Below are 23573 nucleotides of genomic sequence, written 5' to 3'. Positions count from 1 at the left end.
GGCCCTCGACGTCACTGAACCGCACTGCGTGAGCGCGGTGGTCACCGACCGCGGCCAGGCCGGCCGGAGTGCCGCGGCAGCCGGGTCCGCGTCCCGAGAGCGCCTGGAGGACGCGGCGCAGCGGCTGCTCACGGGAGGATCCAGCTTGCGCCGCCGCTGAGAAGTCGTGACCGAGAAGGCTCAGGCAGTCGCGTAGCGCTCGTAGACCACTCGCTCACCGAAGGTCCGGCTCTCGAGCAGCTCCAGCTGGACGTCCTCGGTCACCGGAGGTAGGTAGCGGGTGCCCCCGCCGACGACGATCGGGTACCGGAACAGCCGCAGCTCACCGACCAGTCCGAGCTCGACCGCCTGCGCGGCCAGGGCGGGGCCGCCGATCCCGATGTCGCGGCTGGTCGCACCGTCGAGCGCCGCCAGCTCCTCGGACAGCGGTCCGGTGGCCAGGCGCGCGTTGCCCTCGACCTCGGTGAGTGTCCGGCTGAAGACGACTTTCGGGAGGGCCGACCAGGTGTCGGCGAAGGCGGCACCGGGTTCGTCGGCGCGCATCGACGGGTCGGTCTCCCACACCAGCATCGTCTCGTAGAGCTTGCGTCCGCACAGGAAACCGCCGAGCTCGCGGGTCCGTTCGAGGTGGAAGGCGAACAGCTCCTCGAGCGGAGCCGACCAGGCGAACTCGCCTCGCCGGTCGGCGGTGAAACCGTCGACCGACACGCTCATCGAGTAGATCAGCACACGTCGAGCGTAGTGCGGACCGCTCAGGTCGGCGGGTCGAGCATGGGCAGCAGGAACTTCCGGGCTGTCCGGCGCACCTGCTGCTCGTCGTCGAGGTCGACCAGCCGGCTCGGGGTGAGCAGGAACGACGTGGAGACGCGGACCATCATCTCGGCGACCAGGTCCACGTCGACGTGCTCGGGGACGTACCCCTTGGCCTGCTCGATGCGCAGGCGTTCGCGCTGGTGCGCCGGGTTTCGGCCGAAGGCCGTGAGATCACCGACGCCGACCTCGACACGCTGCGCAACATCTGCCGCTGCGGCACCTACCCGCGCATCCGGGAGGCCATCCGGTCCGCGGCGTTGTAGCGCACCACCTCACCACGACGATCTGCCCGAGGCAGGGATCAACACCCGCCCTGAACAGGGCCGATCGTTTCCGAGGTGAGGGAAGTGCTGACGTTGCAAGGATTAGGAGCGGTGACCGGGTACGGCTGGGGAGTCGAGCCGTTCTGGAACGGCATGCTCGGCGGCGAGCACGCGGCCTCGCTGGTCGACGGCTACGGGGAGAGCCACGACCGGGCCGCGTGGGTCGCTGTCGTGCCGCCCGGTGGGGACGAGGCCGACGGGCCGAGCAGGTTCGGCCGCGCGATGCGCAGCGCAGCGCGCGAAGCGGTGGCCGACGCGCGCGCACGCGGGTGGAGCGCCGGCCGGCGGGTCGGACTGCTGCACGCGGTCGTGCTCGGCGAAGTGGACCTGTGGCGCGACTTCTACCTGCACCGCGGTGGTGACGTGCCCTCGCGCGACTACCTGGGGCTGATGCCCTCGACGCCGATGTCGTTGCTGATGAAGGAGTTCGGGTTCCACGGCCCGGCGATGAACGTCTCGGCGATGTGCTCGTCCGGCAACGCGGGGCTGCTCACCGCGAAGGCGTGGCTGGACTCGGGCATCGTCGACGACGTCGTCTTCGTGGCCACCGACATCTCCGCGACGCCGGAGAACGTGCTGCACTTCGAACGCCTCGGGGTCACGTTCACGGACGCCGAGCCGCTCGAGGTGTGCAAGCCCTTCCAGCAGGGCAGCCGGGGGTTCCCGATGGGCGAGGCGTCGGTGGCCATGGTCCTGTCGCGGGTGAGCGGCGGGACCCCGTACCTGACCGTGCTGGGCGGGGCGATGTCGCACGACGCGCACCACGTCACCTCGATCGACCCCGGCCTGGCCGAGGTCACCCGCTGCTTCGAGGAAGCCTTCGCCGACGCCGGGGTCGAGCCGTCGAACGTGCGCTACCTCCACGCGCACGGCCCCGGAACGGCCCAGTGCGATCGCGCGGAGGCGGAGATCTTCGACGCGCTGTTCCCGCCCGACGCCGCGCTGTACTCGGTCAAACCGCTCGTCGGCCACTGCCAGGGCGCGGCCTCGGCGGTGGAGATCGCTGCCACCGCACTCGCCTTCGACCGCGGCACCATCCCCGCCCCGCCGAGGAAGGCGCCGGGCCACCCGCGCCTGCTGGACGGCCCCACCTCGGTCCGCGACGGCGTCACGGTCAAGTCCTCCATCGGCATGGGAGGCCACAACTCCGTCGTCCTGCTCGCGCCCTGAGGAGCCGCGGGTCGCTCGACCCTGCACGGGTCCGGCGCTCGACCAGGCCCTGACCAGCCGATACGCTCGTTCGAGTGAGGTGCGGGGGAGCGCCTCGACAGCACGTCGAATCTGTGTTCGAATGAAGCCATGCGGTGGGAACAGCAGCGGGTCGACACCGGTCGGTCGGAGGAGTTGCCGCTCGGGCTGCCCGATCCCGTGGTGCGCGGGACCGGTCGGGCCGGGCTGAAGCTGCCCGACCCGGTGCCGATCGAGGCCGGGACCGAGGACGCCTTCGCGATCGAGATCCAGGCCAAGTCGATCATCAACAGGGTGCCGGGGGAGTCCCAGGTGCCGTTCAGGTGGACGGTGAACCCCTACCGCGGGTGCACGCACGCCTGCGTCTACTGCTTCGCCCGTCGGACCCACACCTACCTCGACTTGGACGCGGGGCACGACTTCGACAGCAAGGTCGTGGTGAAGGTCAACGCGCCGTCGTTGCTGCGCAAGGAGCTGGCGCGCCCACGCTGGGAGGGCGAGCCGATCGCGATGGGCACCAACACCGACCCCTACCAGCGCGCGGAGGGGCGCTACCGGCTCATGCCGGAGATCATCGCCGCGCTGCGCGACCGGGCGAACCCGTTCTCGATCCTGACCAAGGGCACCTTGATCCTCCGCGACCTGGACCCCATCGCCCAAGCCGCGCAGCGCGCCCGGGTGTCGATCGCGACCTCGATCGGGTCGGTCGACGAGGCGCTGTGGCGGGAGGTGGAACCCGGGACGCCCTCGCCGCTGCGCCGGCTCGACGTGGTGCGCCGGTTCGCCGACGCGGGCATCGGGTGCTCGGTGCTGATGGCGCCGATCCTGCCCGGGCTCAGCGACTCGCCGGAGCAGATCGACGCCACGGTGGCCGCGATCGCCGACGCGGGCGCGGTGAGCCTGACGCCGCTCGTGCTGCACCTGCGCTCGGGCGCGCGTGAGTGGTTCCACGAGTGGCTCAGCGCGCGGCGACCGGACCTGCTTCCGCTGTACGAACGCCTCTACCGCAACGGTGCCTACGCGCCGAAGTCCTACCAGCGGCACGTCCTGCAGCTGGTTGACGACGCCAAGCGCCGCCACGGTCTGACGCCACCACAGCCACCCGCCGACTTCGGCCCGCAGCAGGAGGAGCAGCCACCGCAGGACGACGCCGATCGGGACCGGGAACGCCAACTCGCACTGCTGTGAGGGTCGGGCGGCGGTTCAGTGGAGAGCTCCGCTGACGTGATGGCGGGCGGTCGGGCCGGTTCTGGGAGAGATCTCCGGGGAGGGAGTGTCGTTCGCGAGCGCCGGTCTGATGCGTGTTCGGTCCTTCCGGGGACCCGCTGAGGCCCCAGGAGCAGGGCTGCAAACCGGGCGGTGCTGATGGCCCCTCCTGCCCGAGCGAATGCCGTCGAGGGGGAGGTCCTCACGGCTGGCCGACGTTCGGTGCGGGGGCTTCCGAGCGCGCTGGAATCAACTGAACGTTCGGTTGGTCGGGGAAGCGCGAGGCCGAGCCCACGTGCGCGGCTCGGCCTCTCGGTGTTTTTCGGAATCTGTTCCGGAAGCAGTTGAAATCCGGAGTTCCTATTCTGCCCAGAACGCTCCTCGACGCTGTGCTCTCCATTGCCGGGATGCGCTGCTCTGGGCTTTCAGCACTTTCTTGAATTGTTCACGTCTTCGTTACACCGCGTGCAGGAGGGTGGGTGACCTGCGGTCGCTGGACCGGGTTACTCGCTCTCCGAGCTCGGTGCCTCCTGCGGCTCTTCGGGCTGCCAGCGAACACCGAAGACACCCATGCCGAAGTCCAGCGCGACGGCGTGCGCCCGGCCGAACCGATCCACCTGGAGGGGCTTCGGCGATTCGTTCTCCTGCATCGCCGAGTCGCCGACGTAGCTCTCGCAGCCGGTGGGCGGGTGCGCCGGGTCGAACTGCAGCTCCACCACGTACTGGCGCACGGGCAGCCGGAACAGCCGGCAGAAGCTGTGCTCGGCCTCGTTCGGCCCGGTCGGCGGATCGATGATCTCGTACTCCAGCAGCAGCGTTTCGCCGCGCGCCAAGGCGTGGTCGAACAGCAGCTCGGCGACCACCAGGTCGCGGGCGTGGTCGGTGAGCACCTGGCCCAGCCGGCAGGACCGGATCGGCCGGATGATCGGCGGCGTGGCCACCGAGGACGCGCCGTCGAACATGATCACCCAGCGGTCCGCGTTGTTGGTCTCGGCGCGGACGAGCTTGCGCGTGCGGATCTTGCGCAGGTCACCGTGCTGGTCGACGTGGACCACGTCGTGGTGTGACAGCCGCGTGAGCTTGCTGTCGTGGTTGGTGTCGATCTTGGTGAGCAGCTCCGCGGCCGACTCGTGCTCCGACCACAGCGCGCTCAGCGGCGGTGCTTCGGTGGAGGCCTGCCGGGTGCGGCCGCGCGGGCGCGGCGGACCGAGCAGCGCGGACAGGGAGCCTTCCGGCACGCCCAGGACCTGTTCCAGCTGGGCCAGCGCCAGCAGAGAATCGGGGCGCTCGGGGCGACGCCGACCGGACTGCCAGTAGCTGAGCGCGGTGATGCTGACCGGCGTGCCCCTGGCGCGCAGGCGGTGCTGGATGCGCTCCAGGCTCAGGCGGCTGGACCGGATCGCGGTGCGCAGGGCGGCTTCGAACGGACCCGTTCGGAGCAGCTCCGCCAGCTCGGCCGAGATGGCGCCGGCCTGCTGCGTCGGTTGCGGCTTCGTGGCCTGTGCAGGTGCCTGCTGGGTCGGGTGGGCCTGCGGTGCGCCCGGCGGCATGCCGCGAACGGCGGAGCGGGCGGTCGGGCGGGCCTCGGTTTTCGGGCCGGTCATCGTTACTCCTCGTGTCCGGCGAATTCCGAACTTACGCTAATCAGTGGGTCACTTGTTGCGCAACGACCGAGTTCCGGTAGCCGTCTCCATCGAAAGGAGTAGCCCCTCGGTCGATGCCTGTGCTTTCTGGTTCTTCCTCTCACACGGATCCAGCGACCCACATTGTTCACTCGATCGGCAACCGGTTTGGCGAAAACGAGAATTCGCGACCGCCATAGACCAGAATGGTGTGAACCAGAGTCGCACGATCGGCACGGCCCGGTCGAGGCTCCGCGCGGAACGGCTCACATCGCGGGAGCCGCCGCCGACCTGCTCGCGATCGCCGAGCGCAGGTTGGCTAGCCTGGAACCTTGCGTCCCGCCTGCTCATGCCCGCGGGAAGTCATCAACGCAGTCGAACGCTGGTACAGCGGAAGAAGGAGCTCAGCACCCGTGATGCGCACGCACGAGGCCGGATCGCTCCGCGCCGGTCATGCCGGGCAGACCGTCACCCTCGCCGGGTGGGTGGCGCGCCGTCGCGATCACGGCGGAGTCATCTTCATCGATCTGCGCGACGCGTCCGGCGTCTCCCAGGTCGTCTTCCGCGAGGGCGAGATGGCGGAGCGCGCCCACCGGCTGCGCGCCGAGTTCTGCATCAAGGTCACCGGTGAGGTCGTCGTCCGCCCGGAGGGCAACGAGAACCCGGAGATCCCCACCGGCTCCATCGAGGTGACCGTCACCGACCTGGAGGTCCTCAGCGAGGCGGCCCCGCTCCCGTTCCCGCTCGACGAGCACCTCGAGGTCGGCGAGGAGATCCGCCTCAAGCACCGCTACCTGGACCTGCGCCGCACCGAGCCCGCGCGCATCATGCGGCTGCGCAGCGACGTCAACCGCGTCGCGCGCGAGACGCTGCACTCCCGCGACTTCGTCGAGGTCGAGACGCCCACCATGACGCGCTCGACCCCCGAGGGCGCTCGTGACTTCCTCATCCCGGCCCGTCTGCAGCCCGGTTCCTGGTACGCGCTGCCGCAGTCGCCGCAGCTGTTCAAGCAGCTGCTGATGGTCGGCGGCATGGAGCGCTACTTCCAGATCGCCCGCTGCTACCGCGACGAGGACTTCCGCGCCGACCGGCAGCCGGAGTTCACCCAGCTCGACATCGAGATGAGCTTCGTCGAGCAGAACGACGTCATCGAGCTCGCCGAGGAGGTCCTGGCCGGTCTGTGGAAGCTGATCGGGCACGAGATCCCGCGCCCGATCCAGCGGATGAGCTACGCCGAGGCGATGGCCCGCTACGGCACCGACAAGCCCGACCTGCGCTTCGGCCTCGAGCTCACCGAGATGACCGAGTACTTCAAGAACACCCCCTTCCGGGTGTTCCAGGCGCCCTACGTCGGTGCCGTGGTCATGCCCGGTGGTGCCGACCAGCCGCGCCGCCAGCTCGACGCCTGGCAGGAGTGGGCCAAGCAGCGTGGCGCCAAGGGCCTGGCCTACGTGCTCGTCGGCGAGGACGGTGAGCTCTCCGGCCCGGTCGCCAAGAACTTGTCCGAGTCCGAGCGCGAGGGCCTGGCCAAAGCCGTCGGCGCCAACCCCGGCGACTGCGTGTTCTTCGGCGCGGGCTCGAAGTCCTCGGCCCGCGCGCTGCTGGGCGCTGCCCGCCTGGAGATCGCCGAGCGCTGCGGCCTCATCGACCACGACGCCTGGTCGTTCGTCTGGATCGTCGACGCGCCGATGTTCGAGCCCGTCGAGGACATGGAGGCCGGCGACGTCGCGGTCGGCAGCGGGAAGTGGACCGCGGTGCACCACCCGTTCACCTCGCCGAACGCCGAGTGGATCGACAACTTCGACAAGGACCCGGAGCACGCGCTGGCCTGGGCCTACGACATCGTCTGCAACGGCAACGAGATCGGCGGCGGATCCATCCGCATCCACCGGCCGGACCTGCAGGAGCGGGTGTTCGCACTGCTGGGCATCACCGAGGAGGAGGCCCAGGAGAAGTTCGGCTTCCTGCTCGAGGCGTTCAAGTACGGCGCCCCGCCGCACGGTGGCATCGCCTTCGGCTGGGACCGGATCTGCATGCTGCTGGCCGGTGCGGAGTCGCTGCGCGACGTCATCGCCTTCCCGAAGAGCGGTGGCGGCTTCGACCCGCTGACCGCCGCGCCGGCGCCGATCACCGAGGCGCAGCGCAAGGAAGCCGGCATCGACGCGAAGCCCAAGCAGCAGAAGGACGCCGAGAAGGGCGAGTCGCAGGGCTGACAGTGCTCCCGCTGAGTGGCCCGGCCCGAGCGCGAACCCGCGCTCGGCCGGGCTCACTCATGTGCGGGAGGTCGAAGTGCACCGGAGTTCCCGCCCGGTGCAACGTTGACGGAGGCCGCGTCCGTCAACGCCCAGGGAGTCGTGTGCGTCGCCAGTTCAGGGGTGAACACGCAGCGCACATGGCGCATGCCCGGTTAGGCGTCACTTAACCGGTCATGGCGGTTCATGTTCAGGTTGTGGGGGTAGTGTCTGGAGACGATGAGCGTGGAGATCACCACCGGCCCCCCGGAGGTCCGGGTCCCGGCCAGCACCGAGGCGACTGACACCGTCGCCACGGCAGAAGCGGTGCTGAGCAAGAGGACTGGAGCTCCGGTGCGGCTTGCCGACGCGGAGGACTTGGGCGGTAGTGACCGCTCGGTCGTGCTGCGGGTGCGGATCGCCGAGTCGCCGTTCGAACTGCCGCGCACCGTGGTCGTCAAGCACTACGGGGAGTGCCCGCCGGAAGCGCGTTCCGACCCGTTCGCGCACGAGGCGGCCAGCTGCCAGCTGACCACGGCGCTGCCTCCGGAGGCGCGCGTCAGCCCCGAGCTGATCGCCCACGACGTCAACGAGCGGCTGCTCGTGCTGGAAGACCTCGGCCGTGGTTCCACGCTCGCCGACGTGCTCTTCGGCGAGGACCCGCGCGCCGCCGAGCGCGCCCTGCTCGCGTGGGCGCGGGCGCTCGGGCGCCTGCACAGCAGCACCGCCGGCTGCGCCGCGGACTTCGACGCCCTGCTGCGCCGGCTCGGTGCCAAGTCCTGGACCGACCCGGTCGCCGACGACATCGCCTCCTCGGTGGAGGAACTGCCCGAACTGCTCAGCCAGATCCTCGGCGTGAGCACACCGCCGGAGCTCGTCGAGCGGCTCACCACGGCCTCCGAACAGCTGGGCTCCAGCCGCTACCAGTCGTTCAGCCCGTCGGACATCTGCCCGGAGAACAGCCTCGTCACCGGATCCAGCGGAGTGCGCTTCCTGGACTTCGAGTGGGGCTGCGTGCGCGACGTCGCGATGGACGCGGCCTACCTGCAGTACCCGTTCCCGTCCTCGTGGTGCTCCTACGCGTTACCGGACAACCTCGCGCAGAGCATGCTCGCGACCTGGCGTTCCGAGATCGTCGAGGTGTGGCCCGAGCTGGACTCCGACGAGGTGCTGCTGCCCCGGTTGTTCAACGCCCAGCTGCTGTGGGTGTGGGTCTCGACCTGGTGGTTCTTGCCGCGCACGGGTGAGACCGATCGGCCCATCGACCTGCACCAGCCGTCTCCGCGCCGCAGCACGGCGCTGGTGGACCGCTGGAGGCACCTGCGCTCCGACGCCCAGGACGCGCAGCTGACCGACGTCGCCGAGTTCGCCGACACCGTGATCGACGCGCTGGTGGAGCGCTTCGGAGCGGGAGCGCTGCACCTGCAGCCCTACCCGGCTTTCCGCACCGAGTGAGCGCCTGCGAGACCTCTGAGCTCGAGCGCGCGGCGGTGGCGACCTGGCCCGCCACGACCGTGGTGCGCCAGGACGGCTGGTTGCTGCGGCACTGCGACCGGCTGCGCCGCCGCCGTTCGAACTCAGCCCTCCCGCTCGGTTCGTCCGCCGATCCGGACGCCGCGATCGAGGTGGTGGAGCGCTTCTACGCGGAGCGTTCCAGCCCGCCGGCGGTGCAGGTCAGCCCGTGGGAGGAGCACTCCGAGCTGGACTCGCTGCTGGCCGAGCGGGGCTACCGGGCCGATGCACCGACGGTGATCATGCGGACGGACCGAGAGGCGCTGCTGCACTCGTGCCCGCCGCAGGACTTCGAGGTGTTGCTGGACCCCTCCCCCGGCTCGAGGTGGCTGGACGCGGTCGCGGCGGTCGGTGGCCGTCCGGAGCCGGGCTTGGACCGCGCTCCCGCGCCCGTCGCCTTCGCGACCGCCGTGCACGCTGAGAATCCGGTGGGAGTGGGCATGTTCGCCGTTTCCGACGACTGGTGCGGCCTCTACGGGATGCACACCGCCCCGGAGTGGCGGCGACGCGGGGTGGCGGCTTCGCTCATCCGCGCGGGCGTGGGCTGGGCGTCGGCCGAGCGTGTGTTCCTGCAAGTCGAAACCGCCAACGCGGTCGCGCGGAGTCGTTACGAATCCTTGGGATTCACACGTGCGCACACGTACCACTACCGGATCCAGTAGAACGACATTTCCCGGAGGAATCGTCGTGAACGGTGGATGACATCTGGGTTTCGCTCGATGTGGTCATGCAGATCACATTCTCGCTGCGGACGGTGACGTCCGGGATCGCAGAACGCGACGAACTCTCACGCGCACACCGGCAACCGGGTGAAATGTTGCGGTCGTGCCGCCGGACCACGGAATTTTCACCTGTTTCCCAGTCGTTCCGCCGATCCGTGACGTGTGCGAGGACGAGGGTCTTCGGATAATGTTGGCGACTGAGCGCTTTCGCTCTTCCATCCCGGAACCGTCGGTGTCGCCGGAAGGGGATCCGCAGCTCGTTCTGTTCGGGAGGCATTCGGTGTGCGGCAGGGCATGGCAGGTCACGAGAGCGGTGCTGTTCCTGCTCTTCGCGGTCGTGCTCGCCGCGCTCGGCCCCACCGACGCCGCGCTGGCCGGACCCGCCTGCTGCGCTGCGAGCAGCGAGCACAAGCCTGACACCACAGAGCAGCGCGACAACGAGAAGCTCCGCGAGCGCCTGCAGGGGCTGACCACGCACCGACGCGCCCACACGCGGCACGAGCACGACCGGCACCCGCTCCGCGGAGTGCAGGGTGGGACCGCGGCCGAGCTCGACCTCGTCCACCCTGCCCGGCTCCCGGCTGCGGAGTCCGATGCGCACCACGCGTGCAGCAGACTCAGACATTCTCCTGCGACGCTGCAGGTCATGCGGCACTAGTTCGGCTCGAACCCCACCCCTTTTCCGAGCCGTTCCGACCCGGAGATGCACACATGAGCTTCGAGAACTTCGTGCGTCACGCACGTCGTCACCCCGAGCTGCTTTCCGCGGACCAGCGTCGCCAGCTGGCCGCCGGGCAGGAACCTTCCGCGCTGTTCATCGGATGTTCAGATTCCCGTGTGATTCCGTCCTACATCACCGGGGCAGAACCAGGTTCGTTGTTCGAACTGCGAACTGCCGGGAACGTGGTCCCGGAATACGCGCCCGACTCCGGTTCCAGCGAAATGGCAACCATCGAATACGCGGTGTTGCAACTGGGGGTTCCCGACATCATCGTGTGCGGCCACTCGCACTGCGGTGCCGTCACCGCGCTGGCGCTCGCCGGTCGCGGGCTCGACGAGCTTCCCGCCCTGTGCACCTGGCTGGGCACCGACGGCTCTGGTGGTTCCGAACCCGAGGACGCCGCCGTCCGCGTCGAGAGCAAGCGCCACCTGCGCGCGCAGCTCGAAACCGTGCGCGAGTACCCGTTCATCCGGGATCGCATCGAGTCCGGCCTGCTGCGGCTGCACGGCTGGTTCTACGAGATCGACTCCGGTCTCGTCTTCGTCGCGCCGCAGTCCTCCGAGGACGAGGACTTCCTCCCCCTCTGAGAGAGCCCCGCACTCGCGGAGATCGACGCCGGGCACCCGCCGCGCGGGTGCCCGGCGCGGTCCCCGCTACCCGACATCGCCCTGGAGGGCATCGTGATCCCGCAACTCGACGCCTCGTCGCACCCGCACGACGGGCGAAGGCCCGCCGCCCCGAAGACCCTCGGCGCCGACATCGCAGCCTCGCTCGTGGTGTTCCTGGTCGCCCTGCCGCTGTGCGTCGGCGTCGCCGCCGCCTCCGGCGTGCCGGTCGAACTGGGCATCCTCACCGGCATCGTCGGCGGCCTGGTGGTCGGCGTGCTGCCCGGCAGCAGCCTCCAGGTGTCCGGTCCCGCCGCCGGACTCACCGTGCTGGTGGCCTCGGCCGTCAGCGAGCACGGGCTCGGGATGCTCGGCGTCATCGTGCTCGGCGCCGGCGTCGTGCAGATCCTGCTCGGCGCGACCCGGTTGGGCACCTGGTTCCGCGCCATCTCGCCGTCGGTCGTGCAGGGGATGCTCGCCGGCATCGGCCTGGTGCTCATCCTCGGCCAGGTCTACCCGGTCGGCGGGCTCGAACAGCCCGATTCCACCGCGGAGAAGTTCGGCCGCCTCGGTGAGCTGGCCACCGCGATGGTGACCACGCCGCAAGGCGTCGCCGGTGTCGGCCTGGCGGTGGCGGCGCTGCTGGTCATGACCGCGTGGAAGAAGTTCGTGCCCGCACCGCTGAACCTGGTGCCCGGTGCTCTCATCGCCGTGGTCCTCACCAGCGCGGCCGCCGCGCTGCTGGCGTTGCCGGTGGAGGAGGTCGAGGTCGGTTCGCTGCTGGCGTCGCTGAACCCGCCCACGACGACCGACTTCGGCGCGGTCGACCTCGCCGTGCTGGGCTCGATCCTCACCTTCGCGCTGATCGCTTCGGCGGAGAGCCTGTTCAGCGCCGCCGCCGTGGACCGCATGCACGACGGTCCGAAGACCCACTACAACAAGGAGCTCGTCGCGCAGGGCGCCGGCAACGCGGTCTGCGGTGTCTTCGGCGCGCTGCCGATGACCGCGGTGATCGTCCGCAGCTCCACCAACGTGCAGGCCGGTGGGAAGACGAAGCTCTCGCGCGTGCTGCACGGCTTCTGGCTGCTGCTGTTCGTGGTCCTGCTGCCGGGTCTGCTGGCGTTCATCCCCACCGCCGTGCTGGCCGCGCTGCTGATCCAAGCGGGGTGGAAGCTGCTGGAGCTCAAGGCCGTCGCCGCGCTGGTGCGCGAGCACCGCTCGGAGGCCTTCGTGCTGGTGCTGACCGCGGTGACGATCGTGGCGACGGACCTGCTCATCGGCACCCTCACCGGCCTGGCGGCGGCCGTGGTCAAGACCGCGGTCGAGGTCTCGCGACTGTCGGTCGAAGCCGAGCACGCCGACGACCACGTCCGCGTGCAGCTCGGCGGCAACGCCACGTTCCTGCGCTTGCCTCGGCTCCTCGACCACCTCGAGCGGCTGCCGGAGGACAAGCACGTCCACCTCGACCTGAGCACGGTTCGCCACCTCGACCGCGCCTGCCACCAGGCGGTGGAGAACTGGGTCGTCGAGCACCGCCGCAACAACGGCAGCGTCGAGGTCGCCATGCCCGCTGGGACCGGCTGACGTCAACCGGTCGGTGGAACGGATCACCCCGGGGTTTGAGGACCCGATCAGCGCGGTACCCGGGGTTCGATCACGGCGGTTGATCCGTCCTCGTTGGGAGCCGAGGAGGTGGCGGGGAGCCGGGCCCGCGCGGGCCTCGGGGGTGCGCCACCACTCGGATCGCCGCCGTGATCGGTGACCCGGTCGCGGCGGTGAACCGTCCTCCCGGTCGCGGTGGCGTCCGCGACCGGCTTGCGGCGGAGCCGGGTGGCGGTGAGGAGCCGCTGCTCGCGGTGCACCTCGGGGGGCGTGCTGCCACCCGGACCACCGCCGCGACCAGGCTCGCGCGATGGTCCGTGGGCCTGACCTCCGCGGCGTTCGCGCCGCCCCGCGGTGAGCCGGGGGAGGTGGCCGGGTGACGGGCCGTGCCGGGCCTCGGGAGTGCGCCACCACCCGGACCACCGCGGCGATGCGGCGGCCCTGGAGCGGAAGTGTGGAACCCCCTTCAGGCGGGAGTCTGATCACCGGGATCTCTGGCTACCCGCTCAGGAGTCGGCTGTCCGCAGCCGCGAGCGGGCGCCGAGAGAGCCGGGCGAGTCCTGCAGCGCCCGGGCCGCGACGACGGCCGGTGACCGTTGAGGCGACCTTCCTGCTGCGCGTTCGTCCCGCCCGCGTGGAGTCGCGGCCGTAGCCGGGGTGCAGCGATCCGAGTTCCGATCAGCGGGGGTCCCCGCGAAGTCTGATTCCTCCGCGGCTGCGGTGTGGGCGCCGTGGGGCCGCGTCGGGTGCTTCCCGGGGTGGACGCGGTGGGTGGGGGAGTCGGGGTCGGCGGGTAGCGTTCCTGGTGTGAGTGAGGGGTTGTTCGACGAGGGGCTTTTCGGGGCTGAGACCGAGGAGAAGGCCGACGAGAAGCTGGCCGAGAACGCGCCGCTGGCCGTGCGGATGCGGCCCCGGTCCCTCGACGAGGTCGTCGGGCAGGCGCACCTCCTGGGAGCCGGGGCACCGCTGCGGCGGCTCGTGGAGGGTGCCGCTCCCGCGTCCGTGCTGCTCTACGGGCCACCAGGAACGGGCAAGACGACCCTCGCGAACCTCGTGTCGAAGGCGACCGGACGCCGGTTCGCGGCGCTGTCGGCTCTGTCGTCGGGCGTGAAGGAGGTCCGGGCCGTCATCGAGGAGGCCCGGCGTCGCCTCGGCCGCTCCGGTGAAGCGACCGTGCTGTTCATCGACGAGGTGCACCGCTTCTCCAAGACCCAGCAGGACGCGCTGCTCGGGGCGGTCGAGGACCGGACCGTGCTGCTGGTGGCCGCGACCACCGAGAACCCGTACTTCTCCGTCGTGGCGCCGTTGCTGTCGCGGTCGCTGGTGCTGCAGCTGCGCAGCCTGGACGACGAGGACATCCGAGAACTGCTGCACCGGGCGGTCACCGAGGAACGCGGTCTGGGCGGCGCGATCGGGATCGCCGCCGACGCAGAGGACCACTTGGTGGCGCTGGCCGAGGGCGACGCCCGGCGTGCGCTGACCGCGCTCGAGGCCGCCGCCGAGTCGGCGGCGTCCACCGGCGCCGAGGTGATCGACCTGGCCACGGTCGAATCCACGGTGGACCGCGCGGCGGTGCTCTACGACCGGGGCGGTGACCAGCACTACGACGTCACCAGCGCGTTCATCAAGTCCATCCGGGGCTCCGACGTCGACGCCGCGCTGCACTACCTGGCGCGCATGGTCGAGGCCGGCGAGGACCCGCGGTTCATCGCGCGCCGGCTGGTCGTGCACGCCAGCGAGGACGTCGGCATGGCCGACCCGACCGCGTTGCAGACCGCTGTCGCCGCCGCGCAGGCGGTGCAGTTCATCGGCATGCCCGAGGGGCGCCTCGCGCTGGCCCAGGCCACCATCCACCTGGCGACCGCTCCGAAGTCCAACGCGGTGATCACCGCGATCGACGAGGCGATGGGCGATGTGCGCGCGGGCAAGGGCGGCCCCGTCCCGCCGCACCTGCGCGACGGCCACTACGCGGGAGCTCAGAAGCTCGGCAACGCCAAGGGCTACCGCTACCCGCACGACAAGCCCGAGGGGGTGCTGGCCCAGCAGTACCCGCCGGAGTCGCTCATGGGCCGTGACTACTACAACCCCACCCCCCGAGGTGCGGAACGAGCTCTCCACGACCGGGTCCCCAAGCTCCGGAGCATCATCAGGGACGAGGACTGAGGGCCACCGCTCGCCCGCGAACGGCGCACTCCCGGGACCGCAGCCACGCGTCCCGTCCGAACCGATAGGTTCCGTCCCGAGGACAACCCCGGAGGTCGATGTGAGCAGGGTCGTGGTCACCAGGGCGGTGCCGGAGTCGGCGGTGGAGCTGCTGCGCGAGGTGGCCGAGGTCGAGGTCTGCGACCAGGACCGGCCGCTGGCGCCCGAGGAGCTGCGCGAGGCCGTGAACGGCGCCGACGGTGTGGTCGCGATGCTGCACGACCGCATCGACGCCGAGCTGGTCGAGGCCGCGGGGGAGCAGCTGCGGGTCGTGGCGAACGTCGCCGTGGGCTACGACAACATCGACGTCCCGGCGGTGAGCGAACGCGGTGTGACCGTCACCAACACGCCCGGGGTGCTCACCGACGCGACGGCGGACCTCGCCTTCGGCCTGCTGCTGTCGGTGACCCGCCGCCTCGGCGAGGGGGAGCGGCTGCTGCGCTCACGCACGCCCTGGACCTTCCGACTCGACTTCATGCTCGGCACCGGCCTGCAGGGCAAGACGCTGGGCGTGGTCGGGCTCGGCGGCATCGGGCAGGCCGTCGCGCGACGCGCCCGGGCGTTCGGGATGCACATCGCCTACACCGGCCGCCGCCGCGCCGCCCAGGAGGTCGAGGCCGAGCTCGACGCCCGCTACCTCCCGATGGAGGAGCTGCTGCGCACCGCCGACGTGATCAGCCTGCACTGCCCGCTGACCGAGCAGACCCACCACCTCGTCGACGACGGCGCGCTGGCGGCGATGAAGCCGACCGCGATCGTGGTCAACACCAGCCGCGGCCCGGTCGTGGACGAGAAGGCCCTGGCCAGAGCGCTGCGCGAGGGCAGGATCGGTGGTGCCGCGCTGGACGTCTTCGAGAACGAGCCCGAGGTGGACCCGGGACTGCTGGAGCTCGACAACGTCGCCATGGCCCCGCACCTGGGCTCGGCGACCACCGAGACCCGCACCGCGATGGCGGAGCTCGCGGCCCGCAACGTCGCCGCCGTGCTGACGGGCGAGCCGCCGCTGACCCCCGTCACCGCGTGATCAACCGGTCACCGCATCGATACTTCCGGGCGCACCCCGCTCCACCAGCGGTCGAACCGCCTGCACCTGCGGTTCGACCCGGCGGCCCGGGTGCTTGTGGTCGGCCGGTGCACCGGTAACCTGGCGCACGATCAACGAACACGGGCGCGCGTTCCCGGTTCGACCAGGACATGACGTGGACATACGGGAGGGCACGTGACGCCCACGCAGATCGCCGCGCTGATCGTCGCCGGAGCGTTCGTGCTGCTGGTTCTGCTGCTGGCGGTGCCGCTGATCAAGCTCGGCAAGACCTTGGACGAGGCGAGCACCGCGATCAAGAAGGCGCAGGAGAACAGCGACCCCATCTTCACGGGCGCGAACACCACGATCTCGCACGTGAACACGCAGCTGGAGCGCGTTGACGGCATCACCTCCAACGCCAAGACCATCAGCGGCAACGTGTCGGCGTTGTCGTCGCTGTTCACGGCTACACTGGGTGGTCCGTTGGTGAAGACGGCGGCGTTCTCCTACGGCGTCAGCAAGGCGCTGAAGGCCCGTCGGAAGCGCAAGCAAGAACCGGCCGGGCGGCACTTCCGCCGGAAGAACAAAGGGGTGCGCACGTGAGGCGCCTTTTCTGGTTCAGCGCGGGCATCGCAGCCGGAGTCGCGCTGACCCGCAAGGTCAACGAGACTGCTCGGAAGGCGACCCCCACGGGGATGGCCGAGCAGGTCGGCGGCGCCATGCGCGAGCTGGCCGGGGCCGTCGGGTCGTTCGGCGCCGACGTGCGCGCCGGGATGCAGGAGCGGGAAGACGAGCTGCAGGACGTGGTCGCCGAGTCCGACCAGGTCCGCCGGAGAGCGGCCGACCACGACGCCGAGCGGCGAGCTCGCCGGGCGGGCCGCTGACGTCGGCGCTCCTGCGCGCCGCCAGCCGCTCGCCGACGCCGACAGCCGTGTCCGTGACCTGACCACTTCCCGAGGACTCCCAGTGCAGACCCACGAGATCAACCACCGGTTCACCGAGCACTTCAAGAACCGCGGCCACACCGTCGTCCCCAGCGCGTCGCTGATCCTGGACGACCCGACGCTGCTGTTCGTCAACGCCGGCATGGTCCAGTTCAAGCCCTACTTCCTGGGCGAGGCGCCGGCCCCGTACCCGCGGGCGACGAGCATCCAGAAGTGCGTGCGCACCGGTGACATCGATGAGGTCGGCAAGACCACCCGGCACAACACGTTCTTCCAGATGGCCGGCAACTTCTCCTTCGGCGACTACTTCAAAGAAGGCGCCATGGAGCACGCCTGGGACCTGCTCACCAAGTCGGTGGCCGACGGCGGCTACGGCATCGACCCGGCTCGCCTGTGGGTGACGGTCTTCGAGAAGGACGACGAGGCCGCGGCGCTGTGGCAGAAGGTCTGCGGGATTCCCGCCGAGCGCATCCAGCGGCGTGACGCCAAGGACAACTACTGGGACATGGGCGTGCCCGGTCCCGGCGGTCCCTGCTCGGAGATCTACTACGACCGCGGCCCCGCCTACGGCAAGGAGGGCGGTCCGGTCGTCGACGAGGACCGCTACATCGAGATCTGGAACCTGGTGTTCATGCAGGACATCAGGGGTGAGCTGCCGCCCAAGGAGGGCCACCCGCCGATCGGCGAGCTGCCCACCAAGAACATCGACACCGGCATGGGCGTCGAGCGCGTGGCCTGCCTGCTGCAGGGCGTGGAGAACGTCTACGAGACGGACCTGGTCCGCCCGGTGATCGCCAAGGCGGAGGAGCTCTCGGGCCGCCGCTACGGCGCCCACCACGAGGACGACGTGCGGTTCCGCGTCATCGCCGACCACGCCCGCTCCGGCGTGATGCTCGTCGGCGACGGCGTCACCCCCGGCAACGAGGCCCGCGGCTACGTGCTGCGCCGGTTGCTGCGCCGCATCGTGCGCTCCACCCGCCTGCTGGGCGTGCAGGAGCCGGTGCTGGGCGAGTTCAGCAAGGTCGTGCGCGACGCGATGGCGCCGAGCTACCCCGAACTCGTCACCCAGTTCGACCGGATCGACTCGGTGATGCGCAACGAGGAAGAGGCCTTCCTGTCTACGCTGACCGCCGGGTCGAAGATCTTCGACACGGCCGTCAAGGACCTGAAGAAGTCCGGCGGCAAGACCCTCGCGGGCGACAAGGCCTTCCAGCTGCACGACACCTACGGCTTCCCGATCGACCTGACCTTGGAGATGGCCTCCGAGCAGGGGCTGTCGGTGGACGAGCAGGGCTTCCGGGACCTGATGGCCGAGCAGCGCCGCCGTGCGAAGGAGGACGCGAAGTCCCGCAAGACCGGTCACGGCGACCTGTCGACCTACCGCTCGCTGCTCGACCAGCACGGCACCACCGAGTTCATCGGCTACACCGACCTGCAGTCGCACAGCCGAGTGCTGGGCCTGCTCGTCGACGGCCAGCCGGCTTCCCGCGCCTCAGCCGGGACCGAGGTCGAGCTGGTGCTGGACCGCACGCCGTTCTACGCCGAGGGCGGTGGCCAGATCGCCGACACCGGCAAGCTGGTCGGCCCGGGCGTGGCCGTCGAGGTCCTCGACGTGCAGCGCAGCGTGCCCGGCCTGTTCGTGCACCGCGCGAAGGTGCTGGAGGGCGAGCTCGGCGTGGACACCACACTGGAGGCCGCGGTCGACGCGAACCGCCGCCACGCCATCGAGCGCTCGCACTCCGCGACGCACCTCGTGCACGCGGCCGTCCGCAGCGCCTACGGCAAGCGCGCCGCGCAGGCCGGTTCGCTGAACTCGCCGGGCCGGATGCGCTTCGACTTCACCGTCCCGTCGTCGGTGTCGCCCGACGTGCTGGCGGGTGTCGAGGAGGAGGTCAACGACTACCTCCAGACCGACGTCGAGGTCTCCAGCTACGTCACCAGCATGGACCGGGCCATGGAGCTCGGTGCGATGGCGCTGTTCGGCGAGAAGTACGGCGACCAGGTGCGCGTGGTCGACATGGGCGACTACTCCCGCGAGCTGTGCGGTGGCACCCACGTGCCGCGGATCGGCCGGCTGGGCGTGGTCAAGCTGGTGTCGGACGCCTCGGTCGGCTCCGGCGTGCACCGCGTCGAAGCGCTGGTCGGCATGGACGCCATGCGCCACATCAGCAAGGAGCACCTGCTGGTCAACCAGCTCGCCGAGCAGTTGAAGGTGCCCGCCGAGGAGCTGCCGGACCGCATCCAGGGCGTGGTGTCGCGGCTGCGCAACGCCGAGAAGGAGCTCGCGCAGCTGCGCATCAACCAGGTGCTCAACTCCGCCGGCGAGCTCGCCGACAAGGGCACCGACGTGCACGGCGTGACCGTGGTGGCCGAGCAGGTCCCGGACGGTGTGGACGGCAACGCCCTGCGCGCGCTGGCCGGTGAGGTCCGCGGCCGCCTGGGCGCCTCCCGCCCGTCGGTGGTGGCGCTGTTCTCCGCCGACGAGGGCAAGGTCAGCTTCGTGGTCGGCGTCAACGACGCCGCCCAGGAGAAGGGCCTCGCGGCGGGCAAGCTGGTTCCCACCTTCGCCGCCGAGGTCGGCGGTCGCGGTGGCGGCAAGCCGGACATGGCGCAGGGCGGCGGGTCCAACCCCGCCGGCATCACCGCGGCCATCGGCGCGCTTCGCCACGGTGTCGACCAGGTGGTGGCTGGAGGGTGAACGAGCACCAGCAGGCGGATCCCGGACCGGGACGTCGGCTCGGTGTCGATGTCGGGGCGGTCCGGGTCGGAGTCGCCCTGAGCGATCCCGCTCCGATGCTGGCCACTCCGCTGGAGACGGTGCGACGGGACGAGGAAGGCGGCAGCGATCTCGCCAAGATCGCCGACCTCGTCGCCGAGCACGAGGTGGTGGAGGTCGTGGTCGGCCTGCCCAAGACGTTGGCAGGCAGGCACGGCACCGCTGCGGAGATCGCGCAGGCCTACGGGGCGGCGCTCGTCGAGAGGGTCGCACCGGTGCCGGTGCGGTTCCACGACGAGCGGTTGACCACCGTGACGGCCAGCCAGAAGCTGTCGGGACGCGGCGTGCGGGGGAAGAAGCAGCGCGCCGTCGTCGACCAGGCGGCGGCGGTGGAGATCTTGCAGGCATATCTGGACGGCCGGGGGACCAAGACACGAGAGGAACTCCCGTGACCGACGATCTCGGACTGTTCGCGGACGAGCCCGGGGAACACCGGCGGCGACGACACGACCCCGACCGCTTCCGCCGCCGCAAGCGGCGACGGTGGGTGACCGCGCTGGCGGGACTGTTCGTCCTGCTGCTGGTCGGCGGAGGTGTCGGCTACGGAGCCATGCAGATCATGCGGATCGGCTCCTACGACGACTACGACGGCGAGGGCACCGGCAGCGTCGTCGTCGAGGTCGCCTCCGGTGACACCGTCGGCGACATCGGCAAGACCCTGTCGGAGAAGGACGTGGTGGCCAGCACCAAGGCGTTCACCGCCGCGGCCGCCGAGAACAAGCGGATCAACTCGATCCAGCCCGGCTACTACCTCATGCGCAGCAAGATGTCCGGCAAGGCGGCGGTCAGCCACATCCTGTCCGAGGACGCCAAGGTCGGCCGGGTCGACATCCGCGGTGGTCAGCGGCTGGAGGACCAGGCGTCGCCCAACGGCGGCACCACGCCGGGCATCCTCACCAAGCTCGCGCAGGCGACCTGCACGAAGAAGAACGAGAAGTGCACGACCTCCGAGGAGATGCACCAGGTGGCCGCGACCGCGGACCTGGCGTCCCTGGGCGTGCCGAAGTGGGCTGTCGCCGAGGCGTCGAAGGCCGAGCCGCGGCGCCGGCTCGAAGGTCTGATCATGCCGGGCATCTACGACGTCAAGCCCGGCGAGTCGGCCGAGAACGTGCTGCGCGACGTGGTCACCAAGTCGGCGGCGCAGCTGGAGGTCGCCGGTCTGCCGAAGCTGGCCGAGGGCACCGAGCACTCGCCGTACGAAGTGATGATCATCGCGTCGCTGACGCAGAGCGAGGGCCTGGCCAAGGACTTCCCGCGGATCGCCCGGGTCATCGAGAACCGGCTCGGCCAGCCCGCGATGCGGCTGGGGCTGGACTCGACGATCAACTACCCGCTGGACAAGCCGACGCTGCTGACCAACAGCTCCGACCGGCAGCGCCCCGGCCCGTACAACACCTACCTGAACTACGGGCTGCCGCCGACGCCGATCTCGGCGTTCAGCAAGGAGGCGTTGCAGGCGGCCGAGCGGCCGGCCCCGGGCGAGTGGCGCTACTTCGTGAAGTGCTACCCGGACGGCACGTCCTGCTTCGCGGAGAACCAGCAGCAGCACGACGCCTACATCAAGGAAGCGCAGGCACGTGGCGCGTTCTGACGACCAGGCCCGGAAGAGGGCGGCGGTGCTCGGCAAGCCGGTCGAGCACTCGCTGTCCCCGGTCCTGCACGGCTCCGCCTACGAGGCGCTGGGCCTGCCCTGGACCTACGAGCGGGTCGAGGCGGACGCCGAGCAGCTCGTGGAGTTCGTGGGCGGTCTCGGCCCGGAGTGGGCGGGCCTGTCGGTGACGATGCCCGGCAAGCGCGCGGCGCTGCGGGTGGCCGACGAGGTCGCCGACCGGGCCGAAGCGGTGGGCGCGGCGAACACGCTGGTCCGCCGCGAGGACGGCAGCTGGTTCGCCGACTGCACGGACGTGGACGGGGTCGTCGGCGCGTTGCGCGCCGCAGGCGGGTTCACCTCCGGTCGCGCGGGTCTGGTCCTCGGCGCGGGCGGCACGGCGGTGGCAACGCTGGCGGCGTTCGCCGAGCTGGGGGTCCGCGAGGTGACGCTGGCCGTGCGCGAGCCCGCGCGGGCTGCGGAAGCGGTGGAGACCGCCGAGCGCACCGGTGTGCGCGTGCGGGTCGAACGGCTGGGCTCGATCACCCTCGCCGACGCCGCGACCAGCCACGACGTGGTGGTCTCGACGCTCCCGGCGGGAGCGGTGGACCCGCACGCGGCGGACCTCGCGAAGGCCGCGTGCGTGCTCGACGTCGTCTACCACCCGTGGCCGACGCCGTTGGCCGAGGCGGTCCGAGCCTCCGGCGGTCGTCTGGCGACCGGGCTGGACATGCTGCTGCACCAGGCCTTCGGCCAGGTCGAGCACTTCACCGGCCGGCCGGCCCCGCGCACCGCGATGCGCGACGCCCTGGCTGCGGCCACCGGCCACGCCCTTCCGCTGTAACCGGACCCGCACGCAGAACGGCGGCGTCTCCCTGAACGGGAAACGCCGCCGTTCTCGCGGGTCGGCTTCACTCCATGTCGGTGGCCACGAGCTTGGCGACCTCGTCGAGAGCCTCTTCGGCGCCTTCGCCTTCCGCGGCGAGGATGACCTCGTCGCCGTGGGAGGCACCGAGGGTCATCAGGCCGAGGATGCTGCCCGCTTCGACGGGCTCGTTGCCCTCCTTGCGGATGGTGATCACCACCGGCTGCGCGGCGGCGGTCTTGGCCAGCAGAGCAGCTGGTCGGGCGTGGATGCCGACCTTGCTCGCTACGGTGACCCGTCGTTCAGACATCTCTCTCCTTCGTCGGGGGCGGGCGCCGACCCGCGCCGTCTCACTTCTTGTCGGGGGCCGGCGCGTCCCCACCGGCATTATCCGCATCGTCCGCGGCGCTGTCGTCCTCCTCGCGCCCCGGCGTGCGCAGGTTCCACTTGCTGATCACGAAGCGGAACACCACGTAGTAGATGACCGCGTAGCCCAGGCCGATCGGGATCAACCAGAGCGAGCCCTGGGAGATGCCGAAGTTGAGCACGTAGTCGATGGCACCGGCGGAGAACCCGAAGCCGGAGTGGATGTCCAGCGCGTTGACCAGCGCCAACGAGGTGCCGGTCAGCACCGCGTGGATCAGCAGCAGAGGCCACGCGACGAAGATGAACGAGAACTCCAGCGGCTCGGTGACACCGGTCAGGAACGAGGTCAGCGCGACCGAGATCATCACACCGCCGACGACCTTGCGCTGCTCCGGCTTCGCCGACTGCCAGATCGCCAGGGCGGCGGCGGGCAGGGCGAACATGAAGATCGGGAAGAAGCCGGTCATGAACGTGCCCGCGGTCGGGTCACCCGCGAAGAAGCGCGCGATGTCGCCCTTCTCGCCGTTGTAGTCGCCGAAGAGGAACCACACGACGTTGTTCGGGATGTGGTGCAGGCCGAACGGCAGCAGCAACCGGTTGATCAGGCCGTAGAGCCCGCCACCGATGACCGCTTGCTGGGTGACGGCGTCGGAGAAGGCGGTCAGCGCGGCGTCGAAGAGCGGGAACAGCACGCCCATGATCACGCCGACGACCAGCATCGCCACCGCGGTCACGATCGGCACGAACCGCCTGCCGCCGAAGAAGCCCAGGTAGGCGGGCAGTTTGATGCGGTGGTAGCGCTGCCACAACCAGGCCGCCACGAGCCCGGCGACGATGCCGCCGAGCACGCCGTAGGGGCTCTTGTTGAGCGACGTGCCCTCCTCGGTGCCGGCGATGGTGGTCAGCACGCCGTGCAGCACCAGGTAGCCGACCGCGCCCGCCAGCGCGGTGGAGCCGTCGGCCTTCTTCGCGAAGCCGATCGCCACACCGATGGCGAAGAGGATCGGCAGGTTGTCGAAGAGCGCCCCACCAGCCGCGCCGATCACGCCGGCGACCGTCTGCATCCAGGGCAGGGCGGCACCGAGACCGTCCACGCCGAGGAGGTCGTCCTGGCCGAGCCGCTGCAGCAGCGCGGCGGCCGGCAGCACCGCGATCGGCAGCATCAGGCTGCGGCCGATCCGCTGGAGTTGCGCGAGCCCTCTGTTGCTCCCCTTCGCCTTGGCGGCGGTGGAACTCATCGGATACCTCCTGCTCAGTTCACCC

21 protein-coding genes and 1 pseudogene are annotated in these 23573 nt (G+C 70.5%); 17 read left to right on the top strand and 5 right to left on the bottom strand.

Annotated features, from left to right (window positions below; translation table 11 throughout):
- Window positions 1–180: 180 nt before the first annotated feature.
- Complete coding sequence (locus EIL87_RS08235; protein WP_125089569.1) at window positions 181–729, bottom strand: dihydrofolate reductase family protein; 549 nt, start codon at window positions 727–729, stop codon at window positions 181–183.
- Window positions 730–752: 23 nt separating this feature from the next.
- Window positions 753–896 carry a hypothetical protein gene (locus EIL87_RS08230; protein WP_199740307.1) on the bottom strand — a complete coding sequence of 48 codons (144 nt, stop codon included), beginning with the start codon at window positions 894–896 and terminating at the stop codon, window positions 753–755.
- Window positions 897–941: 45 nt separating this feature from the next.
- Between EIL87_RS08230 and EIL87_RS26785 the strand changes: the two are divergent.
- The 3 genes and pseudogenes from EIL87_RS26785 to EIL87_RS08220 all read left to right on the top strand — a co-directional run.
- Window positions 942–1076, top strand: a pseudogene (locus EIL87_RS26785) ((2Fe-2S)-binding protein); the annotation flags it as partial.
- A 153-nt stretch (window positions 1077–1229) separates the two neighbouring features.
- Window positions 1230–2306, top strand: coding sequence for a beta-ketoacyl synthase N-terminal-like domain-containing protein (locus EIL87_RS08225; RefSeq protein ID WP_125089778.1), 1077 nt, complete (start codon window positions 1230–1232; stop codon window positions 2304–2306).
- A 129-nt stretch (window positions 2307–2435) separates the two neighbouring features.
- Complete coding sequence (locus EIL87_RS08220; protein ID WP_125089568.1) at window positions 2436–3512, top strand: Rv2578c family radical SAM protein; 1077 nt, start codon at window positions 2436–2438, stop codon at window positions 3510–3512.
- A 521-nt stretch (window positions 3513–4033) separates the two neighbouring features.
- On the opposite strand, the gene EIL87_RS08215 is transcribed toward EIL87_RS08220, so the two are convergent.
- The gene (locus EIL87_RS08215) at window positions 4034–5134 is read right to left on the bottom strand and encodes a hypothetical protein (RefSeq protein ID WP_125089567.1); all 1101 of its coding nucleotides are present in this window, start codon (window positions 5132–5134) and stop codon (window positions 4034–4036) included.
- Window positions 5135–5565: 431 nt separating this feature from the next.
- Between EIL87_RS08215 and aspS the strand changes: the two genes are divergently transcribed.
- From aspS to EIL87_RS08145, 14 genes are all read left to right on the top strand, one after another.
- On the top strand, window positions 5566–7365 hold the full coding sequence (aspS, locus tag EIL87_RS08210; RefSeq protein ID WP_125089566.1) for an aspartate--tRNA ligase: 1800 nt from the start codon (window positions 5566–5568) through the stop codon (window positions 7363–7365).
- 258 nt (window positions 7366–7623) lie between these two features.
- The gene (locus tag EIL87_RS08205; protein ID WP_125089565.1) at window positions 7624–8838 is read left to right on the top strand and encodes a phosphotransferase; all 1215 of its coding nucleotides are present in this window, start codon (window positions 7624–7626) and stop codon (window positions 8836–8838) included.
- Window positions 8835–9557: a GNAT family N-acetyltransferase gene (locus EIL87_RS08200; protein ID WP_125089564.1), complete on the top strand. Its 723-nt coding sequence runs from the start codon at window positions 8835–8837 to the stop codon at window positions 9555–9557. Before EIL87_RS08205 ends, EIL87_RS08200 begins: the two co-directional genes overlap by 4 nt.
- Window positions 9558–9897: 340 nt before the next feature.
- Window positions 9898–10275, top strand: coding sequence for a hypothetical protein (locus EIL87_RS08195; protein ID WP_125089563.1), 378 nt, complete (start codon window positions 9898–9900; stop codon window positions 10273–10275).
- 53 nt (window positions 10276–10328) lie between these two features.
- The gene (locus tag EIL87_RS08190) at window positions 10329–10925 is read left to right on the top strand and encodes a carbonic anhydrase (RefSeq protein ID WP_125089777.1); all 597 of its coding nucleotides are present in this window, start codon (window positions 10329–10331) and stop codon (window positions 10923–10925) included.
- A gap of 93 nt (window positions 10926–11018) precedes the next feature.
- Window positions 11019–12527 carry a SulP family inorganic anion transporter gene (locus EIL87_RS08185; protein WP_125089562.1) on the top strand — a complete coding sequence of 503 codons (1509 nt, stop codon included), beginning with the start codon at window positions 11019–11021 and terminating at the stop codon, window positions 12525–12527.
- Between the two features lie 825 nt (window positions 12528–13352).
- The gene (locus EIL87_RS08180; RefSeq protein ID WP_125089561.1) at window positions 13353–14708 is read left to right on the top strand and encodes a replication-associated recombination protein A; all 1356 of its coding nucleotides are present in this window, start codon (window positions 13353–13355) and stop codon (window positions 14706–14708) included.
- A gap of 100 nt (window positions 14709–14808) precedes the next feature.
- Window positions 14809–15771, top strand: coding sequence for a 2-hydroxyacid dehydrogenase (locus EIL87_RS08175; protein ID WP_125089560.1), 963 nt, complete (start codon window positions 14809–14811; stop codon window positions 15769–15771).
- 195 nt (window positions 15772–15966) lie between these two features.
- Window positions 15967–16374 (top strand): DUF948 domain-containing protein, encoded by a 408-nt coding sequence (locus tag EIL87_RS08170; protein WP_125089559.1) that lies wholly within the window; start codon window positions 15967–15969, stop codon window positions 16372–16374.
- Window positions 16371–16655 (top strand): hypothetical protein, encoded by a 285-nt coding sequence (locus EIL87_RS08165; protein ID WP_125089558.1) that lies wholly within the window; start codon window positions 16371–16373, stop codon window positions 16653–16655. Before EIL87_RS08170 ends, EIL87_RS08165 begins: the two co-directional genes overlap by 4 nt.
- Window positions 16656–16737: 82 nt before the next feature.
- Window positions 16738–19413, top strand: a complete 2676-nt coding sequence (gene alaS / locus EIL87_RS08160) for an alanine--tRNA ligase (RefSeq protein WP_125089557.1) — start codon at window positions 16738–16740, stop codon at window positions 19411–19413.
- Complete coding sequence (ruvX, locus tag EIL87_RS08155; protein ID WP_125089556.1) at window positions 19410–19883, top strand: Holliday junction resolvase RuvX; 474 nt, start codon at window positions 19410–19412, stop codon at window positions 19881–19883. The genes alaS and ruvX overlap by 4 nt, the downstream gene beginning before the upstream one ends.
- The gene (locus EIL87_RS08150) at window positions 19880–21082 is read left to right on the top strand and encodes an endolytic transglycosylase MltG (RefSeq protein ID WP_233576100.1); all 1203 of its coding nucleotides are present in this window, start codon (window positions 19880–19882) and stop codon (window positions 21080–21082) included. Before ruvX ends, EIL87_RS08150 begins: the two co-directional genes overlap by 4 nt.
- A complete protein-coding gene (locus EIL87_RS08145) occupies window positions 21069–21923 on the top strand; it encodes a shikimate dehydrogenase (RefSeq protein ID WP_125089555.1) in 855 nt (284 codons plus the stop codon). Before EIL87_RS08150 ends, EIL87_RS08145 begins: the two co-directional genes overlap by 14 nt.
- A gap of 67 nt (window positions 21924–21990) precedes the next feature.
- Here the strand turns inward: EIL87_RS08145 and EIL87_RS08140 are convergent, their stop codons facing one another.
- Together EIL87_RS08140 and EIL87_RS08135 are read right to left on the bottom strand one after the other, a co-directional pair.
- The gene (locus EIL87_RS08140; RefSeq protein ID WP_125089554.1) at window positions 21991–22254 is read right to left on the bottom strand and encodes an HPr family phosphocarrier protein; all 264 of its coding nucleotides are present in this window, start codon (window positions 22252–22254) and stop codon (window positions 21991–21993) included.
- Window positions 22255–22294: 40 nt separating this feature from the next.
- On the bottom strand, window positions 22295–23548 hold the full coding sequence (locus tag EIL87_RS08135) for a PTS transporter subunit EIIC (RefSeq protein WP_125089553.1): 1254 nt from the start codon (window positions 23546–23548) through the stop codon (window positions 22295–22297).
- Between the last annotated feature and the right edge of the window lie 25 nt (window positions 23549–23573).

The organism is Saccharopolyspora rhizosphaerae (assembly GCF_003931915.1).
Taxonomy (GTDB): Bacteria; Actinomycetota; Actinomycetes; order Mycobacteriales; family Pseudonocardiaceae; genus Saccharopolyspora; species Saccharopolyspora rhizosphaerae.
This window is presented reverse-complemented; position numbering and strand designations above follow the sequence as displayed.

What these genes read in the sequence shown, in the direction of transcription:
- EIL87_RS08225 (WP_125089778.1), top strand. Translation starts at nt 1,230, where the DNA reads ATGCTCGGCGGCGAGCACGCGGCCTCGCTGGTCGACGGCTACGGGGAG.
- EIL87_RS08220 (WP_125089568.1), top strand. Translation starts at nt 2,436, where the DNA reads ATGCGGTGGGAACAGCAGCGGGTCGACACCGGTCGGTCGGAGGAGTTG.
- EIL87_RS08215 (WP_125089567.1), bottom strand. Translation starts at nt 5,134, where the DNA reads ATGACCGGCCCGAAAACCGAGGCCCGCCCGACCGCCCGCTCCGCCGTT.
- EIL87_RS08205 (WP_125089565.1), top strand. Translation starts at nt 7,624, where the DNA reads ATGAGCGTGGAGATCACCACCGGCCCCCCGGAGGTCCGGGTCCCGGCC.
- EIL87_RS08190 (WP_125089777.1), top strand. Translation starts at nt 10,329, where the DNA reads ATGAGCTTCGAGAACTTCGTGCGTCACGCACGTCGTCACCCCGAGCTG.
- EIL87_RS08140 (WP_125089554.1), bottom strand. Translation starts at nt 22,254, where the DNA reads ATGTCTGAACGACGGGTCACCGTAGCGAGCAAGGTCGGCATCCACGCC.
- EIL87_RS08135 (WP_125089553.1), bottom strand. Translation starts at nt 23,548, where the DNA reads ATGAGTTCCACCGCCGCCAAGGCGAAGGGGAGCAACAGAGGGCTCGCG.